Raw genomic sequence first — 19,204 nt, forward strand, 5'->3', positions numbered from 1 at the left:
GTGTGTTATTAATAACACGTTGTTTTGATTCAACATTTAATGTTGAAATCGGAATTAACGTTGACATATTGCAATTCAGTTTTCAATGTTCATTGATGTGTTACAAGAATTAATTGTAACATTAAGCTTTTGTTAAGTCAATAATAAATTTTTGTTTGTTATTATTAAGTTTGTTTCGTTTGTTAACTCAACATTTAATATTGTATAACCATTCAATAATTTTAACAAGTGTCAAATTTACACTTTATATTATTTTTGTTTGGTTTGCTTTTAAGTCATCTCGTTTTGACGACTTTTATATAATATCAAGATTAATCTCACACGTCAATTCAATTCTAATAACTTTTTAGTTAAATTTTACCTTTGTAATAACTAATTATCTCTTATATGTATTTATATGTTAAAACGTATAATTATATTTATTTTTTGTGTCTACTCCTACTATTACATTATCAATAAATATCATCTTATGTGTCTTTCCTTTTATTAATCTATATTATCTCTTAGTAATACAAAGTGCCACATTTATAATCTTTTATAAATGTGGCACTTTGTATCTTAATAACTTTTATATTTGTTCAATTGTAATTACTGCTGTAATTTTTCTTTATCTTTACATTCTTTACATAGACCATAAATTTCCATACGATGATGCGTTACATCAAAATTCGTTACGTGTTGAGCTAATTGTTCAACTTCATCTAGTTGTGGATAATGAAAATCTACAATCTTTCCACAATTTTCACATATAACATGATAATGATTATGTGTATTAAAATCGAAGCGACTTGAAGCATCTCCATAAGGTAATTCTTTAACAATGCCAATTCCTTTAAATACACGTAAATTATTATATATCGTTGCAACACTTATATTTGGAAAATCGGGTGAAAGTGCTTGATAAATCTCATCAGCAGTGGGATGTGTTTCAGAGACAATTAAAAACTTCAATATCGCCTGTCTTTGTGGTGTTATTCTTATCCCATTATCTCTTAAAGACGCAATCGAATCTTCTAATTGATGTTCAACAGTTTCCATCTCTGCACTCATGTCCCTCACCATCTTTCTATTTAATAATAATTATTACTTAATATTAATATAACTGTTGCATCATTGAATTGTCAATAAACAAAGACCATTTCAATCAATATCCTGTTTTTGGATCAACTTCATTCTCAATTAAAGTATTCTTATTGAGAAAGTGGTTGAGATTGCGTTTAAATATCTCAGTTACTTCTTGTTTATTTTCTATACCATTACCTGTGATATGTGCTGTAATTGTAATGTTACTTATATCATATAATTGATTCCTTGATTTAAGTGGTTCATTTTCAAAAACATCTAAATATGAATGTCGTATGACGTTTTCTCTCATAACATTTGCTATTACATTTTCCTCAACAATTGTTCCTCTTCCTACATTAATAAATAAAGCAGAGTCTTTCATCTTTTCGAAATGTTCTTTTTGAAGTAAATGTATCGTTTGTTTCGTTTCAGGTAACGTATTGACAACTATATCCGCTTCTTCCAATGCTTGTGATAAATGATTAATATTGTACGTTTTTGAGAAGCCATCTACTGGGTGACCAGTTGTATTAACACCTTGTACAATCATGTCCATCGCGTTCGCAATAGTTGCTGTTTTTTGAGCTATGCTTCCTGTTCCTAAAAATAAAAGTTTTTCACCGCTCACTCTTTTACCAGTTAACTTTGAATCATAATTTTTATTTATTTGATTGATAAATGAAACTTTCATTTTCTTATAGTCATCTAATATAAAAGCCATAATAAATTCAGACATTTGTTTTGCATGTACGCCACGACCATTCGTCAACAATATATTATGTTTATTGATATAATCCAAAGGAAGATTATTGACACCGGTAGCATACCAAGCCAACCATTTTAAATTCGGACATTCCTTCAAGAAGTCTTCATCTAATTGACCATCATACCCAAACAGTATATCTAAATCTTTTTTATCATAGTCATTAATTTCAGAAACACCATTTGTAAATATAAAATTGACGTTTGGAAAAGCTTCAACTAAATTATTTTCTAACTCTCCCATTTTTTTCAAACTAACTGCTTTCATCTTTAATCACCCCAGTATTGCTTTTAATTCGTCCATTTGTGATTTTACTTTCACTTTTTCTATGACATCGATTATAATACCTTCTTCATCTATAACGAATGTAGTTCTTACGATACCCATAGTTTCTTTCCCAAAATTTTTCTTTAATTGGTATACACCCACTTCTGTGGATAATTGATAATCTTCATCGACCAAAAGGTCAAAATTTAAATTATGCTTATTACTAAAGTTTTGATGTTTTTTCTTTGTATCTCCACTAATGCCATAAACTTTTGTTTTAAGTTCATTAAAATATGATAAATTGTCTCTAAAGTCACATGCTTCTGTTGTGCATGTTGGCGTGTTATCTCTTGGATAAAAATAGAGCACTGCTTTATATCCTTTTAATGTGTCATTAGAAATAATATCGCCATTTTGATTTTCAAGTTTAAATTCTGGAAATTGATCTCCTTTTTTCAACAAATAACTCACCCTATTTCTTTTTACTAATAATTATATGATACGATAATAAACGAAAATATTAAATAAAAGAGGTTGATATAAATGAAATTTACAGAAAGTGAAAGACTTCAAGATTACTCAAATGAATATATATTGGGAGGCGTCAATTCACCCTCTCGTTCGTATAAAGCTGTAGGTGGTGGCGCTCCAGTAATGATGAAATCAGGTCAAGGCGCTTATTTATTTGATGTAGATGGTAATAAATATATCGATTATTTACAAGCTTATGGTCCAATAATTACTGGTCATGCTCATCCTCATATAACTAAAGCTATTCAAGAACAGGCTGCACTTGGCGTATTATATGGAACGCCAACAGAGCTTGAAATAAATTTCGCTAAGAAATTACGTAACGCTATCCCTTCATTAGAAAAGATTCGCTTCGTCAACTCTGGAACTGAAGCTGTAATGACAACAATACGAGTGGCACGTGCGTATACTAAAAGAAATAAGATAATTAAATTTTCTGGCCAATATCACGGTCACTCAGATTTAGTATTAGTTGCAGCTGGAAGTGGCCCTTCTCAATTAGGGTCACCTGACTCAGCCGGAGTTCCTCAAAGTGTAGCTCAAGAAGTCATCACAGTACCTTATAATGATATAGAGTCTTATAAAGAAGCAATTGATTATTGGGGAGATGATATTGCAGCAGTATTAGTCGAACCTATCGTTGGTAATTTTGGTATGGTCAAACCTAAACCTGGATTTTTAGAACAAGTAAATGAAATTACCCATAATAATGGAAGTTTAGTAATTTATGATGAGGTTATCACAGCATTTCGCTTCCACTTTGGCGGCGCTCAAGATTTATATCAGGTTTATCCAGATTTAACAGCTTTCGGTAAAATAGTAGGCGGTGGGCTACCTATTGGTGGTTATGGTGGTAAACAAGATATTATGGAACAAGTTGCGCCTCTAGGTCCTGCATATCAAGCTGGAACGATGGCTGGTAATCCATTATCTATGAAAGCAGGCATCGCATTATTAGAAGTATTAGAACAAGATGGTATCTACGAACATTTAGATAGCCTAGGTCAACAATTAGAGGACGGTTTGAATAAATTAATTCAAAAACATAATATAACTGCTACAGTCAATAGAGTTTATGGTGCACTAACACTTTATTTTACTAATGAGATTGTCACACATTATGATCAAGTTGAAAATTCAGATGGTGATGCTTTTGCACAATTCTTTAAACTCATGTTACATCAAGGTATTAATCTCGCTCCTTCAAAATTTGAAGCTTGGTTTTTAACAACTGAACATACTAAAGATGATATTGATAAAACATTAGATGCTGTAGATTACGCTTTTAGTCAAATGAAATAAACTTGAATTTTATAGGGAATCGTTGTATAACAAGTATAAACATAATTTTATTAAATATATGAAGGAGCGGTACATTTGAAATTAGGAGCACGCATTCTGAAGACAGGTATAGCTATTATACTTGCTTTGTTTATCGCTTCTCTGTTCCCTGATGAAGCAGGATTAAAAGCAATCGCTGCTGTCAGTGCGGTAATCGCGATGCAACCAAGTGTTTTTCGTTCCATTAAAACAATTTCTGAAAGAGCAATTGGTAACCTGATCGGTGCAATACTTGCAGTAGTTATGGTTACTGTATTTGGTAATAATCCAGTAATCATGGGGGTTACTGTTATATTATTAATTGCTATTTTATTCCGTTTTAACTTGGAACATGTAGCTACACTTGCAAGTATAACTGCATTAATTATTATGGGAACACATACTGGTAACTTTTATATTTCTGCATTTTACAGATTTGTCCTTGTTATGGTAGGTGTAATTAGTTCTTCTGCAGTTAATCTTTTATTCTTACCCCCTAAATTCGAGTCTAAAATTTATTATAATTCATTAAACATTTGTTCAGATATCTTCGTATGGTTCAAACTTGTGTTAAATGATACATCTGAATATCATCATATAAAAGAAGATAGAGGACTAATCAGCAAACGAATTACGAAATTAGAGCAAATATTTGAATACTATGAGGAAGAACGACCTTGGACGAAAAAACAAATTTATGCACAAAATCGAAAAAAAATTCTATTTAAACAAGTCGTGCGTAGTACACGGCAAGCATACGATGTTTTAAAACGTATGAATCGTTATCAAAACGATCTTCATAATTTAAATAATGAGTTGTTACTTCAAATAAAATTAGAAATAGATTTGCTCATTGCTTATCACGAACAAATTTTCATCAGTATTTCAAAAAAAGCGCGATATGATATAAGTCATTTTGATAGTCAGATTGAAAATCCACAAAAAAAAGATTTAATGGATGCTTTCCAGCGAGAAATCATTAAAGATCCTTACCAAACAACATATTCATTTACAAATATAATGCAGATTATTTCAGCTATTGAAGAATATCGTTATACAATAGAACATTTGGATCGCTTAGTTATCAGTTTCTTCTCATATCACTCTAATGATAATGAAATTGAAATTGAAGAAGAAGATTTTGATTTATAAAACCATCAATATTTGAACTAAAAAGACCAGAGACATTATAAAATGTCTCTGGTCTTTTTATCTCATTTATTCAACTTAAAATTATTCATACACATAAACCGCGCTTAAATAATCAAAAATTCAGCAAATCACTTTTATAGATTTTGAATGCTATAAAGATGTTCATATGCACCCTTTTTCGCAAGTAATTCTTTATGTGTTCCACTTTCTACTACCTCACCATTTTCTATAACAACAATTTTATCTGCATGAGTAATTGTAGATAATCTATGTGCCACAATTAATGTTGTACGATCTTCACTCAAAATATTTAATGCATCCTGAATTATAGATTCACTTTCTAAATCTAATGCACTTGTTGCTTCATCTAGTATAATTATCGGTGGATTATTTAAGAAGATTCGCGCGATAGATATGCGTTGTTTCTGACCTCCAGAAAGTTTGACGCCTCTTTCACCCACTTCAGTATCATATCCATCTGTTAATTCCATAATGAAGTCATGTGCGTTTGCCATTTTTGCAGCTGCAATGACTTCTTCATCTGTTGCATCAGGTCTACCTAATAAAATATTTTCCTTAATTGTATCTGAGAATAGTACGTTATCTTGTTGGACTAATCCGATTTGATGTCTGAGACTGCCTGTTAAATAGGATTTTATATTGGTACCATCAATTTTGATCTCGCCATCTGTAACATCATAAAATCTTGGTATAAGATTGATAAGTGTCGATTTACCTCCACCACTCATACCGACAAATGCTACTGTTTCTCCTTGTTCGATATCCAAATTAATGTGGTTTAATATCGTAGATTCATCCGTATTATATTGAAAACTCACATTATTTATTTCAATACGTCCTTCTTTAATTTCTAATGGTAAGGCACCTTTTTTATTTTTAATATCATAACCTTCATCCATTAGCTGAAACACACGGTCCATTGATGCAAAACTTTGCGTTAACGTAGTAAATGAAGAAACCAATCTACGTAATGGACCAAATAGTTGTTCAAGATAACCCACGAATGCAGCGAGTGTACCTACTGTAATGGAACCGTTGATAGCTAATACTGCACCAGAACCTATTACAATTAAAGGTCCTAAATCAGTCACTGTATTAATTGCAGAAAATGAATAAGCATTCCATCTTGTATGTGTAAATGCACGTTGTAAGAAATTACTATTATGCTTATCAAAGTTAACTGCTTCGTTATCTTCTATTGCAAAACTTTTAATGACTGACATGCCCTGTACACGTTCATGTAAAAACCCTTGGACTTCAGCCAAAGCTTGTGATCTTTTTCGCGTTAAATTTCTTAAACGTCCAAAGAAGAAATAGACAGTCAGAATATAAACTGGGAATATGATAATTGCAGCCAGTGTTAATTTTACATCTAATACAAACATAATTGATAACGCTATAATGATTGTTATGCAATCAAGCCAAATATTCATAAGTCCTGTTAAAATGAAATCTTTTGTCTGTTCAACATCATTAATTACTCTTGAAATAACTTGTCCAGCTTGGTTATTAGCATAAAATCTTGCGCTTAATGCTTGTAAATGATTATATAGACGCTTACGAATATCATATAATATTTTATTACTTGTCCACTGAGCTAAATATTGTCTTAAAAATTCTATAGGTGGTCTTACGATTACAAAAATAAATAAGGCTATTCCCAATGCAATTCCCAATCTAGTAAATTTTTCTTCTACCGAAATTGCACCATTATTGATAATGTCATCAATAACGTATTTAATTAATAACGGAATAAGCATTGGAATACCAAATTTTAATATACCTACAAGAATTGTGGCAATGATCCGCCATTTATATGGTTTTACGAATTGTATATATCTGCGAATCATACAAACTATACCTCCTTGCTTATTTCAGCAAATGAAACAGCCTTCGCTGAAATTCAACGAGGCTGTTAATACAATTATCTACAATCAGATGATTTAGTTAAGCATTTGCTATGAATTTTTATTCTATACAATTAACTTGTATCATATATACCTATATAACTATATCGAATATAACTATCAAATACATTAAATATGCTTAATAATCTCTAATCTTTTTGAATCTTTCACGCCAAACTTTAATAAAGTCTGGTGCAAATGGACCTTTTTTCTGTTCAATCCATTGTTGAAGAATATCTACATTTCTTCGTAAAATCACATCAATATCAGATGAATAATTCATTTGGCGCATATGTTGCTCATATTCGTCCTCATCTAACAAATGATATTTACCATTGGGATAAACTTTAATATCTAAATCGTAATCTATATATTTTAGAGCTTCCTCATCACATACAAATGGTGAAGATAAATTACAATAATAATAAACACCATCTTCTCTAAACATACAAATAACATTAAACCAATATTCGGAATGGAAGTATACAATTGCAGGTTCTCTTGTAATCCATGTGCGATTATCACTTTCTGTTACCAATGTATGGTCATTACCACCAATGACAACATGATCCGTACCTTTTAAAATAGTTGTTTCAGACCAAACACGGTGTATGTTTCCATCGTGTTTATAACTTTGAATTTTTATCGTCTGACCCTCTTTAGGTATGGACTCTTTAACCATGCTCCACACCACCTTTTCTGATTTCACATATTGAATTATAACATAATTAACGATGACAGAACGACCTTAAATATTTGTTAGCAAAAAATTATATATTTTTGACATACTTACTGGGAAGTTATATTCATCTTTATCATTAACGCGCATCCACACCATGTTGTCAGTTAATGTAATATCTTGTTGTCTAACGTAACTTTGAGATAAATACACATCAATATCCCAAGTTAAATGTGTGAATTGATGTTTTAATGAATAAACAGGTTTACTTTGAAATTGAATTTCTGTAGATAATTGTGTATTAATATTTTCATTACTTTCCGCTTCATACATAGGAAATTCCCACATATTATTCAAAAGTTTTTGAGTCCTTTTTTCAATTAGTAAATCCCCTTTTTCGTTACTCACGATATATACATTTTGCTTGATATGTTTTTTCTTCACTTTCGTAGTTTTTACAGGCAATGCTTCAACTGTTCCTTGTTCAAATGCTTCACAATGTTCTTGGACAGGACAAAAAAGACATAACGCGTTTTTAGGTGTACAAATTAATGCACCTAGTTCCATCATAGCTTGATTAAAAGTACCTGAATCTTCTTGTACATAAAATTCCAATTCTTTTTCAAATGCTTTTCTTGTGGTTTGTAATTTGGTATCACGATGATCATTGTTTAATCTTGACCAAACTCTAAAAACGTTACCGTCTACTGTTGCTAATGGAAGATTGAAAGCAATACTCATGACTGCTGCTTGTGTATATGGACCCACACCTTTAAGTTTTCCAAAGCGCTCAGGGTCATCGGGAACTTCACCATTATAATTAATTGCTACATCTTTTATCGCAGTATGGAAGTTATGTGCACGACTATAATAACCAAGTCCTTCCCAATATTTAAGTACTTCATCTTCATGTGCATTACTTAAATCAGTAATTGTCGGAAACCTGTTTACAAATTTATGATAATAATCAATAACTGTCTTCACTTGAGTTTGTTGTAACATTACTTCACTCAACCAAATATAGTATGGATTTTTAGTTTCTCTCCAAGGCATTTGTCTTTGATTTTTCTCAAACCATTTTACGAGATTATTTTTAAATTGCGATTCATTATACATGTTATACATCTCTTTCTCTAAGTGATTCTAAAACTTTTTTTCTTCATTTTAGTATGTTAATTTTATTATTTAGTATATTAGATTATAATAGAAATAATAATGAAATGAAATGAGAGGATACTTATGGATACAGGTACACATATTGTCATGGGCATTGGATTAACCGCTTTGGCAACACAAGATCCTGCAATGACTGGCTCATTTGCAGCAACAGCAACTACTCTAATCATTGGTTCACTGATACCAGATGGTGATACAGTTTTAAAACTTAAAGATAATGCTACTTATATATCAAATCATAGAGGTATAACACATTCAATACCTTTTACGATTTTGTGGCCATTACTTATAACTTTATTTATTTTTACATTTTTCAAAAATATTGATGCTAGCCATATCTGGTTATGGGCTCAGCTTGCGGTTTTTCTTCATGTCTTTGTAGATATATTTAATTCTTATGGAACTCAGGCGCTCAGACCCATCACAAATAAATGGATTCAACTCAGTGTAATCAATACTTTTGATCCAATCATATTTACCCTTTGGTGTGTTGGTATTATACTTTGGATATTAGGCTTACATCCTTACATTTCATTCTTCCCTATTTTTGCTATTCTTGTTATTTATTATATTATTCGTTTTAGAATGCAAGCCATCATTAAACAACAAGCGCTTAAACAGATAAAGCAAGAACATAATCCAGTTAAAGTTTTTGTTGCACCTACTATGCGATTTATGGAATGGCGCGTAGCTATTCAAACAGAAAAGCACGATTATGTTGGACGAAGTTATGGTAGAAACATCGTTTTTAGTGATAAATCAGAACGTCATTCTTTTCCTAGTAATGATTTAATGCAATTTGTTGAAGATGATAAAAACATCAAAACTTTCCTTAACTTCTCATCTATTTATCGTTGGGAAGCTAGAAAATTAGATGATGATACGACAGAAATTAGATTGATTGATTTACGCTATCTCAAAAATGGACACTATTCATTTGTAGCAATCGCACATTTAGATGAGTTTATGAATATTGATCATTCTTATATTGGTTGGGTGTTTAGTGAAGATAAACTACAAAGAAAATTATTTGCTAAGTGATATGCTATTGATAATAACAAAGGCTGAGACACAATCATGTGTCTCAGCCTTTAATATTATATTGAAGATATATAATTAAAATATAAAATCATTATTTATGATTTGTGTTTGTATCTTGAGCAGTTACGTTTTCGTTATGATTTGTCTCGTTTTTTAATTTAGTATCAGTCGATTTTTCTACTTGGTCATTTCCAAATCTAAATTTTTGATACGCAGTCATTCTATACATCGCAAATATAACTGCACAAACTGTAGCCATTAAAAATATAAAATAAAAATGGTACGGTATATTATTTAGACTTAATGCGCCTAAAACAACAGATTGTGAAATTCCCTCTATAAGATAAAACAACGGATTTAACATTAAAATATGTGAAATTACAGTTGAATGACTGGACGGGATAAATACAATCGGTACGATAAAGAACATGATTACTGATAATATATAAAATATGATATTTACATTATTTTTGGTAATAGTCAGTAAACCAAATACCGTAGAAATTGTTACAACAAATATAATTGACATAACGACAAAATATATTGTCGATGGAATAGAACTTTCTATGTTAACTGGTGTCATTATGATAATCATCATTAATGCAATAAACATCAATAAATTAGAAATAATAGCTATCATAATAGTTTGGAAAATGGGATTTAAATTAAAAACTTTCGCAGTAAAATACTCTTTTTTAAACAATTGGTAACTTTGATAAATAGCTACCCAAATAAATGAAAAACTTATTAATGCTGCTAACCTAAAATAGCCACGTGCTTGTTTTATTTCTTCTGTACCATTCACATTAAATATAAACATTAACAAACATAATAATAGGATGCTACTAATAAATGGTATAACAAACCATTTCCATTGTCCCTTTAACCGATGATACAAATGTTTACTTAAAAATGGTGCATTCTTATAAAAATTAATTAGATTATCTATCATTTACTACACCTACAATTCAATATATATCCATTTATCATTTTTAAAATCTGCCATGAAATAACCATCACCTGATTTAGTAATCCAGAAGTTATTATCAATATTAAATTTATCTTTTAACTTCGCTTTATCTTTCATCGGAATTGTAAATCCAGAGAGTTTATTTTGATCATTAAATATCATAGCAATCGGTTGTTGAACGATAGGAACAATAAAACGATCATTTTTTCCTTCTTCTGGAACTAGCGAATCAGTCACAGTACCATGTTTTTTATGTAAGTGACTATTAAAAAATTCGTAATAATTACTATAATTTTTACTCATAAATGGCGCAAGTGCATCACCACTATGTTCTTCAAATAAACCAGCTGGATCAAAATAGCGTATATCTTTTTTACCAACTTTATAAGACTGATTATCAACACTAACGCGATAATTTTTAGTATTTTCACCTGTTATTGTAAGCAAAGCATATTTGGTTGGACTTAAATCTTTACCATTCTTAAAATTATCTAGTTTAACTGAATCATCTAATACAATTCCATATGACAGTTTATCTTCATAGGGATTTTTGGGTTGATTCTGAATAGAAGCCTGGTCCTCGTTTTGTCCAATTTCAATTTTTCCAATATCATTAAACATTAGTAACGCTGTTAAAAATACCCCTAAGATAAAAATAGTAATAAATGTCCAGAACCTGACTAATACTATCGGTGGTTTGACGTGATTATACCTTTCAATGCGTTTGAAATTATATGTTAGTTTTGGCGTACGTGCTCTGCTCTTTTTCCAATCCAAATCAAAGTTTTGCTTTTCTTCTTTACTTTCTAAAGATGCTCTATCTTTCTCATGTTCATTAAAGACAGGAATGACTTGATTTATAGAACCTTCCATTCTAAGTTGGCCATGCGAAACCCACGCTATATAATTACTTGCTTTACTAACTCTTTCAACATTGTCATCTATCATAACAACGGTTAAATTATTATTTATGTATTCGTCTGATAGTTCAATTGCTTTTTCAAAATATTCATCTGTTAAGTTTTGTAGTATTTTATTAAAAATGATAATACTTGCTTTAGATGTTCTGGCAAGCGAAAAAAGTATACGTGCATATGCTTCATCTGATAATTCACATATGGGTGTATCACTTTGTTCTTCGACATGTGAATATTTTAAGACTTGTTCGACTTTATGCGTATTTACTTTGTATGGGAATAGCGTAACTGCATTTGATATGTAATCATTAACTGATATATTTTGTGAATATTTATCGTCTATATCTGCATAAAACAAATCTGTTTTACGCACAGCTCTACCCTTATCAGGTTTGATTTCACCACTTAATATCCGACCTACAAGTGATTTTGAAGACTCAGGTTCACCGATAATTCCAAGTGATTCACCTTGATAGATATGTAGGTTAATATTATTTAACTCTATGTTTTCTGCTTCATAACCAAAAGGTTGATACCACTTTTTTGATTTTTTATTTCTATAGTAATGTGTTACATTAAGTAACTTTAAAATAATTGAACTACCCATGCTATCTTCATCCTTCTACAGTTTTAATAATGCTAAGGGTAAACCTTCTTCTGGCTCTGAACTATTGATTCTGAATCCCCACGCAAATATTCCTTTAAGTCGCTCTACTTTAAAATAACTTCCAGTACCATCATTTAATTTATAAATTTTTCCAAGTTCTACTTTATTTCTATCTACTAAATAACTTTCCGCTATGATTGCTTTACTTGCATATACGTCATACTCATTATAAATACCATTCATTTCTGCTTTACGCATTTGTTCTTTATATCCTTGAATTTCATGACGTAATTCTATTTCGCTCATTTCACTCAATTTCTTCTGTTCCATCTTCAATACCACTCTCTTCTAGTTTAGCTTTTATTTTATCATATTGATAACCTTTTCTCATAAGTGTTTCAATTGTTTTATTGACCAATTTTCTACCTGTATATTTTTTTGAAATTTTAGTATACGCTTTTTCTAAATCATCTTGTAATAACACATCTAACGTCTCTTCTGATTGTGAAAAATCTAATTCTTCCATAACAGTATTAATCGTTTCAAAAGTATAGCCTTTTTGCATTAAAGATTGTTTTAGCTTTTCTTTACGCTTTATTTGTGGTCCCTTTTTTTGTTTCAATATTTTATTTGCTAATTTTATGATCTTATCTAAAGGTTGCTCATCATCATATAAAAGCGCATATTCATCAATGATATTTTGTTCTATACCTGCTTCACGTAATTTTTGTTTGAAAATTTCAGGCCCTTTATCTGTAGTTAAAATCATCGTATTTTTTAAACTATTAGCATAATCTTTATGATCTATTAAATTTTGTTTATGGCAATAATCTAATACATTTGCAATAACACTTTCTGAAATATCTTTTTTTGCCAGATGTTGTGATACTTCGTGATCAGTCCTTTTTCTGTATGATAAATATTGAATTGCTATATTAATTGCTTGTCTATATTGCTCATAATTTTGAATTTTTTCCATATCTGATGCATCAACGATTTGTCCTTTTTTAAGGTTGAAATATACAAAAGTATCAATATCAATACCCATCTCAAATTCATCATCTAAATATAAATTAAAACGATCTTTATTACTTTTTTGAACTTCTATTTTTGTGATTTTCGGCATTATCTTCACTCCACTTATAAGAATAACTTATATTGATTATGAATGGAATTATAGTGATTTTTATTTGCAAACTACAACTTCACTATGATTATGTTCAAATTATAACATGGTTTGCTGGATAATCCTTTCACGAAATAGCATACCTAATCTGTATATATCGATATATTTTATAGTGCTTTACATACTTAAAAATTCTCCTAACCTCAAATACAGTTAAATATTGTATATTTTTAAAATTTTAATGATATTAAAAAACTCCCTCCAAGTAATCATTTTTTAGGTGACTTCTTGGAAAGGAGTTTGTCATTGGGCATTCATTTTATACAGCTAATAATCATTAGTGATATTACTTTAATCATACACCTAATTCTAATAATGCATTTTTGTATTGCTCATCCGTAATAAATTCTTGTTGTTTCATTTTTTCTAAATCAATTTTCACTCGATTTATAAAATTATCGGACATATCATCGATATTATAAACACTAGGTGCATTAATTTTACTTGCTAAAATCGCACTTTGTAAAACTGAAATTTGTGGTAACTCCTGATTATTTTTATCTGTCGTCACTCCAAAATAATAATTTGCAGCTGATTCTACTGAATAATTATCACTACCGTAATAAATGTTATTCATATAAAAACTGAGTATTTCATCTTTACTATATGATTTTTCAACACGATGAGCTACAAATAATTCCTTAACTTTACGCGTAATTGATTGTTCGTTATCATAAAAATAATTTTTTACTACCTGCTGTGTGATTGTACTTCCACCCTGTACACTTTTATCACTTAATGTTGAAAATAGTGCTCGTGATGTTCCCTTTATATCAAATCCATGATGCTTATAATAACGCTCATCTTCCATAGCTATAAATGCACCTTTAGTATAATCTGGCATATTTGATACAGATACAAACGAATCTTTATTTTCTATTTTTTTTAATTCATCAACATCTGCACGAGTACTCAAAGCATACATTATAGCAATAAATAAACCTAAAACAATTATAATTGGAACAAGTAGTTTAAAGAAAAGTCCTTTTCCTTTTTTATGTTTTTGTGATTTTGTTACTGGTTGAAAATAAGTATTATATTGAGGTTCGTTTACAGTATCAGTTTGAGATTTTTTAGTTGTTTGCTTATAACGATCGCTTCTTTTCATGCGGTAGCTCCTTTATATTGCTCTCATATCATTATAAGTGAGTTTATCAATTGTTGGGATTTTTATCTATAGTAAATCATAAAAATCAGTCCAAGGGTGTATGTGTATCTCCTATCAAAGCATTATAATAAGCAATTTAGCCAAATCTATTTAATCATATATTTGATAATATCATCGTTTTCCAAATCTCGCTTTAAATTTAAAAATTTCTATAATAAGCAAAAAGAAGTTGCCTTTATTTTATGACGAACCACTTTTGTATCATAAAAGTAAATTCATCTAAAATAGAGACAACTTCTTTTTTAAATATCAATGATTCAATTAGCGTTTAATTTCTTAAGCGTTTAATTGATCTACAATTGCTTTATTAAAGTCATCTAAATCATCAGGTGTACGACTAGTCACAATATTATTATCAACGACTACTGATTCATCAACTACTTGTGCACCTGCATTCGCTAAATCTTTACGAACATTTAATACTGCAGTTAATGTTCTACCTGATAAGTCATCTGTATCTATTAAAATTTGTGGTCCATGGCAAATTGCAAACGTTGGAACATCATTTTTGGTAAAATATTTAGCAAATGTACCGTATCTGCCTTCAGAATCACCACGTAGATGATCAGGTGAGAAACCACCTGGAATTAATAATCCATCATAATCTTCTGGTTTTGCATCAGCAATACTTACGTCCACAGAAACTTTTTCACCATGTTTCCCAACAACTTCACTATTGGCTTCATCTCCAATAACAACAGCTTCGTGACCGGCTTCTTCAATTGCTTCTTTAGGACTTGTTAATTCTATATCTTCAAATTCATTCGTTACAATAATTGCTACTTTTTTAGCCATGAATTATCACCTTTCCATATTTATGTTATATACTCTGTATAGACGAAACTAGAGTTTTTTAAACATAAAAAACTTTTAATACTCCAAATTTAATCTGATGATTTCGAAACTGATTTAACTTTTTCTTCTAATTGATCTAATAAGCCAATCCATTCGTCTATGTCTTCTACTTTAACTTCATTGGGGTTTACATGATCGATATCATTCATAAATTTTTCTAATCTCTTTTTTATTTGATCTATTGTTTGATTGTCATCCATTGTATTAGTAACTCCTTTTTTTCAGATATTATTATACTAACATGGATTTGACAAATTTTGCCAAAGTCTTAATAATTATAAACTGAAATAATTTAACTAAATTAGAATAATTTCTATATGTTTAATCATTTCATATATTTAAACCTAAACCAAGCTTTAATAAAAGGATGTTTAAAATGACATATCAAAAATCTTTATTGTCTAGTATTAAAAAACCTATTTCTATATTTAATGATCCATGGGAAACCTATAATGATATTCAAGAACATAATGCATTAACTCTGAGTAATATTGAATTCACAACGACGAATCTATGCAATATGCGTTGTAGTCATTGTGCGGTAGGATACACACTTCAAACTGCAGACCCTTCTCCTTTGCCAATGGACTTAATTTATCGCCGCTTGGATGAAATTCCAAATTTAAAAACGATGTCAATCACTGGTGGTGAACCTATGTTTTCAAAGAAATCCATTAAAAATGTTGTGAAACCACTATTGAAATACGCATATGATCGCGGAATTTATGTTCAAATGAATTCAAACTTAACGTTACCTATCGACAGATATTTAGATATTGCTGAATATATTGATGTAATGCATATTTCACATAATTGGGGAACCATAGATGAATTTACAGAAGTTGGATTTGGAGCAATGGAAAAACAACCACCACTGAAAGCGAAATTACGACTTTATGATCAAATGTTATCAAACGCTCGAACACTTTCTGAACAAGGTATGTTCATTTCTGCTGAAACAATGTTAAACAAAAGTACAAGACCCTATTTGAATAAAATACATAATGAAATTGTTAATGATATGAAATGTCAAAGACATGAAATTCATCCGATGTATCCATCTGACTTTGCTAGTCAATTAGAGGTGCTATCATTAACTGAAATAAAAGAAGCAATTCATCATTTACTAGATATTCGACACCCAGATATATGGATGCTTTTTGGAACACTGCCAATTTACCCATGTATAACTAACGAAGATGATCAAGCGTTGCTACATAGATTAAGAAATTCAAAAAATATAACGATGCGAAATGATCCAGATGGTAGAAATAGGTTGAATGTAAATGTATTTTCTGGAAACATTATAGTGACTGATTTCGGTGATGAAAATGGCACTTTATCAAATATTAAATACGATAAACTCACGGATGTTTTTGATGCATGGCTAAAGACACCTTTAGCACAATCACTTAACTGCCATTGTCCTAAATTTAATTGCTTAGGGCCAAACGTTCTAGTAAAAAATATGTATTATCCTGATACAAATTTCAAACAAAATGAAATAGATATGCATCGACTTTATCCTATGCATTAATCATTTCTATTGAGCTTAAATTTTCAATTAGCAAGGGAATGTCTATTTTTCAAATATGATGAATATCTATAATCAAAACTAGGATTTCAACCATCATATTCGTAATAGACATTCCCTAACTTTATTCAATATGTTGCACACTAGCTAAAAACTCAATTGTTTCTTTACTTTCCTGTCTTCTTTCTTTGCGGCGTTTAACCCTCGCTAATGCTGTTTCGTGAAACCAGTTTTCAGTTTTTGTTTCTGGATACACTTGTGGCACATGTGTTGGCTTGCCATCATTATCCAGGGCAACAAATGTCAAAAAACTTAGTGCTGCTAGGTGTCGTTCATCTTTCAAAACATCTTCAATTGTAATCTGTACGCATACTTCCATTGATGATGTACCTGCATATGACACCATCGCTTCATATGACACTATGTCCCCAGTTTTGATTGGCTTTAAAAAATCAACAGAATCTGTAGATGCTGTAACAACTTGTGTGTTACTATGCTTCATTGCTGTAATAGCTGCTATTTCATCAATGTTAGCCATCAACATTCCACCGAACATCGTATGATGATGATTAGTATCTTGTGGAAATACTTGTCTTGCTTTAACACTTCTTGATTCAGACATCGATTTCATTTTTGTAGTTCCCATAATATATTCCTTCCCTTTTTAAACTTAAACAAATATAAATTAGGAGTGGGATAGAAATCTAATTTTATTAAAAAGATTTCGTCTTCCCACCCCGATAATGATGACTATAGCTGAAATAAGTGTCTCATAATCAAATTTTTCTTCATTTTCAAATGGTTAGTTTGCCCAATTACCATTTTCAAAAATCAGTTCTTGCTCACCATTTGTAGTGATACCATAAATCGTTAAATCAGAACTACCTATCATAAAGTCGACATGAATCAATGAATCATTTAATCCATGTGCTAACTTTTCTTCAGTAGTCATTGTTGTACCACCTTCAATATTAAAACCATAAGCTGAACCTAGTGCAATATGACATGAGGCATTTTCATCGAATAAAGTGTTGTAAAATATTGTGTTACGATTTGAAATTGGTGAATCGTCGGGTACTAAAGCAACCTCACCTAAATGTTTGGCACCTTCGTCTGTATTTAATAAATCACGTAGCACTTCTTCACCTTGTTCAGCTTTAAAATCTACTACCTCACCATCTTTAAACGTAAGTGTAAAACCATCAATAATATTACCGTTATGGCTTAATGGTAATTTATTGGTCACATATCCGTTCACTTTCAAACGATGCGGTGCTGTGAATACCTCTTCTGTTGGGATATTAGCAACAAATGCTTGACCATCCTCTGTATAACTTGTTGCATCTTCCCAAATATGACCTTCTGGAAGACCAATTTCCAAATCAGTTCCTTCAGAGATATAATGTAATGACGCATAGTTTTTACGTTGCAGTTTATCTGCATGTTCACTTAAATTAGCAATATGCTTTTCCCAATTTGCCACTGGATCGTTTCCGTCAACACGTACTATATCTAGCACTTCATCAATAAATTTTTCATATGCTTCTTCTACAGTTAATTCTGGATATACACGTGCTGCCCAAGCTTTAGACGGAAAGGCAGCTACACACCAAGGAAATTGATTTTTCTGACTTGCTTCCATATAACCTTTATATGCTGTAGCGTATTGTCTTTGGAAAATGGCTAATTTATCATTATCTATACCATTTAATAAATCTGGATCCTGAGTAATTAGCGCGAGATTAGCTGCGCCACGGTTAACATAATCCATACGTTTAGCAACTTCATACGCTTTAACTTCATTATTTTCAAAATGGTCAACCGTTTCATTTTCAAATTTAAGTCGTGCTAAACGATCATCACTATACTCTACTTTCACATCTGAAGCACCTCTTTTATATGCTGCTTCAACTATGTAATGCGTTAATTCTAAAGCATCAACGCTTGAACGGATAAATACTGGCTGGCCTTCTTGTACGTTCATGCCAATACCAGCTAATAATTCAGCGTATTGTTTCATTTTATGTTGTAATTGCCCCATATTT

Annotated in this window: 19 protein-coding genes; 4 read left to right on the plus strand and 15 right to left on the minus strand. The window is 30.7% G+C overall.

Annotation, left to right across the window (positions count from 1 at the left end; all coding sequences use genetic code 11):
- Window positions 1–588: 588 nt before the first annotated feature.
- The 3 genes from perR to KA867_RS11290 form a co-directional block, all read right to left on the minus strand.
- Complete coding sequence (gene perR, locus KA867_RS11280) at window positions 589–1,050, minus strand: peroxide-responsive transcriptional repressor PerR (protein ID WP_019469639.1); 462 nt, start codon at window positions 1,048–1,050, stop codon at window positions 589–591.
- 94 nt (window positions 1,051–1,144) lie between these two features.
- Window positions 1,145–2,095, minus strand: a complete 951-nt coding sequence (locus tag KA867_RS11285) for an NAD(P)-dependent oxidoreductase (RefSeq protein ID WP_210138072.1) — start codon at window positions 2,093–2,095, stop codon at window positions 1,145–1,147.
- Between the two features lie 6 nt (window positions 2,096–2,101).
- Window positions 2,102–2,557 carry a peroxiredoxin gene (locus KA867_RS11290; RefSeq protein WP_064264313.1) on the minus strand — a complete coding sequence of 152 codons (456 nt, stop codon included), beginning with the start codon at window positions 2,555–2,557 and terminating at the stop codon, window positions 2,102–2,104.
- Between the two features lie 81 nt (window positions 2,558–2,638).
- On the opposite strand from KA867_RS11290, the gene KA867_RS11295 reads away from it, so the two are divergent.
- A complete protein-coding gene (locus KA867_RS11295) occupies window positions 2,639–3,928 on the plus strand; it encodes a glutamate-1-semialdehyde 2,1-aminomutase (protein WP_210138073.1) in 1,290 nt (429 codons plus the stop codon).
- A 75-nt stretch (window positions 3,929–4,003) separates the two neighbouring features.
- Complete coding sequence (locus tag KA867_RS11300) at window positions 4,004–5,098, plus strand: FUSC family protein (protein ID WP_210138074.1); 1,095 nt, start codon at window positions 4,004–4,006, stop codon at window positions 5,096–5,098.
- A gap of 134 nt (window positions 5,099–5,232) precedes the next feature.
- Here the strand turns inward: KA867_RS11300 and KA867_RS11305 are convergent, their stop codons facing one another.
- The 3 genes from KA867_RS11305 to mutY all read right to left on the minus strand — a co-directional run bounded on the left by KA867_RS11305 (window position 5,233) and on the right by mutY (window position 8,821).
- Window positions 5,233–6,969, minus strand: a complete 1,737-nt coding sequence (locus KA867_RS11305) for an ABC transporter ATP-binding protein (RefSeq protein WP_210138075.1) — start codon at window positions 6,967–6,969, stop codon at window positions 5,233–5,235.
- A 196-nt stretch (window positions 6,970–7,165) separates the two neighbouring features.
- Window positions 7,166–7,708, minus strand: a complete 543-nt coding sequence (ntdP, locus tag KA867_RS11310) for a nucleoside tri-diphosphate phosphatase (RefSeq protein WP_019469633.1) — start codon at window positions 7,706–7,708, stop codon at window positions 7,166–7,168.
- Window positions 7,709–7,774: 66 nt separating this feature from the next.
- Complete coding sequence (mutY, locus tag KA867_RS11315; protein ID WP_210138076.1) at window positions 7,775–8,821, minus strand: A/G-specific adenine glycosylase; 1,047 nt, start codon at window positions 8,819–8,821, stop codon at window positions 7,775–7,777.
- Between the two features lie 123 nt (window positions 8,822–8,944).
- Here mutY and KA867_RS11320 point away from each other — a divergent pair, with 123 nt between their 5' ends.
- Window positions 8,945–9,922: a metal-dependent hydrolase gene (locus KA867_RS11320; RefSeq protein WP_210138077.1), complete on the plus strand. Its 978-nt coding sequence runs from the start codon at window positions 8,945–8,947 to the stop codon at window positions 9,920–9,922.
- Window positions 9,923–10,013: 91 nt separating this feature from the next.
- Here the strand turns inward: KA867_RS11320 and KA867_RS11325 are convergent, their stop codons facing one another.
- The 7 genes from KA867_RS11325 to KA867_RS11355 form a co-directional block, all read right to left on the minus strand.
- Complete coding sequence (locus KA867_RS11325; RefSeq protein ID WP_210138078.1) at window positions 10,014–10,874, minus strand: sugar ABC transporter permease; 861 nt, start codon at window positions 10,872–10,874, stop codon at window positions 10,014–10,016.
- A 9-nt stretch (window positions 10,875–10,883) separates the two neighbouring features.
- A complete protein-coding gene (locus tag KA867_RS11330) occupies window positions 10,884–12,416 on the minus strand; it encodes an ATP-binding cassette domain-containing protein (protein WP_210138079.1) in 1,533 nt (510 codons plus the stop codon).
- 15 nt (window positions 12,417–12,431) lie between these two features.
- Complete coding sequence (locus KA867_RS11335) at window positions 12,432–12,746, minus strand: YfhH family protein (protein WP_119535908.1); 315 nt, start codon at window positions 12,744–12,746, stop codon at window positions 12,432–12,434.
- Window positions 12,724–13,542: a recombination regulator RecX gene (recX, locus tag KA867_RS11340; protein WP_210138080.1), complete on the minus strand. Its 819-nt coding sequence runs from the start codon at window positions 13,540–13,542 to the stop codon at window positions 12,724–12,726. Before recX ends, KA867_RS11335 begins: the two co-directional genes overlap by 23 nt.
- Window positions 13,543–13,897: 355 nt before the next feature.
- Complete coding sequence (gene sgtB, locus KA867_RS11345; protein ID WP_210138081.1) at window positions 13,898–14,710, minus strand: monofunctional peptidoglycan glycosyltransferase SgtB; 813 nt, start codon at window positions 14,708–14,710, stop codon at window positions 13,898–13,900.
- A 336-nt stretch (window positions 14,711–15,046) separates the two neighbouring features.
- A complete protein-coding gene (locus KA867_RS11350) occupies window positions 15,047–15,565 on the minus strand; it encodes a type 1 glutamine amidotransferase domain-containing protein (protein ID WP_210138082.1) in 519 nt (172 codons plus the stop codon).
- Window positions 15,566–15,654: 89 nt separating this feature from the next.
- Entirely contained in the window at window positions 15,655–15,825 is a 171-nt protein-coding gene (locus KA867_RS11355) for an SE1561 family protein (RefSeq protein ID WP_019469624.1), read from the minus strand.
- Window positions 15,826–16,001: 176 nt separating this feature from the next.
- On the opposite strand from KA867_RS11355, the gene yfkAB reads away from it, so the two are divergent.
- Window positions 16,002–17,162 carry a radical SAM/CxCxxxxC motif protein YfkAB gene (yfkAB, locus tag KA867_RS11360; protein ID WP_210138083.1) on the plus strand — a complete coding sequence of 387 codons (1,161 nt, stop codon included), beginning with the start codon at window positions 16,002–16,004 and terminating at the stop codon, window positions 17,160–17,162.
- 121 nt (window positions 17,163–17,283) lie between these two features.
- Here the strand turns inward: yfkAB and KA867_RS11365 are convergent, their stop codons facing one another.
- Together KA867_RS11365 and KA867_RS11370 are read right to left on the minus strand one after the other, a co-directional pair.
- Window positions 17,284–17,805 (minus strand): acyl-CoA thioesterase, encoded by a 522-nt coding sequence (locus KA867_RS11365; RefSeq protein ID WP_064264286.1) that lies wholly within the window; start codon window positions 17,803–17,805, stop codon window positions 17,284–17,286.
- 156 nt (window positions 17,806–17,961) lie between these two features.
- Window positions 17,962–19,200 (minus strand): aminopeptidase, encoded by a 1,239-nt coding sequence (locus tag KA867_RS11370; RefSeq protein WP_210138084.1) that lies wholly within the window; start codon window positions 19,198–19,200, stop codon window positions 17,962–17,964.
- Window positions 19,201–19,204: the final 4 nt, after the last annotated feature.

It is taken from the genome of Staphylococcus sp. GDH8C109P (assembly GCF_017893405.1).
In the GTDB taxonomy this organism is placed as follows: domain Bacteria; phylum Bacillota; class Bacilli; order Staphylococcales; family Staphylococcaceae; genus Staphylococcus; species Staphylococcus cohnii.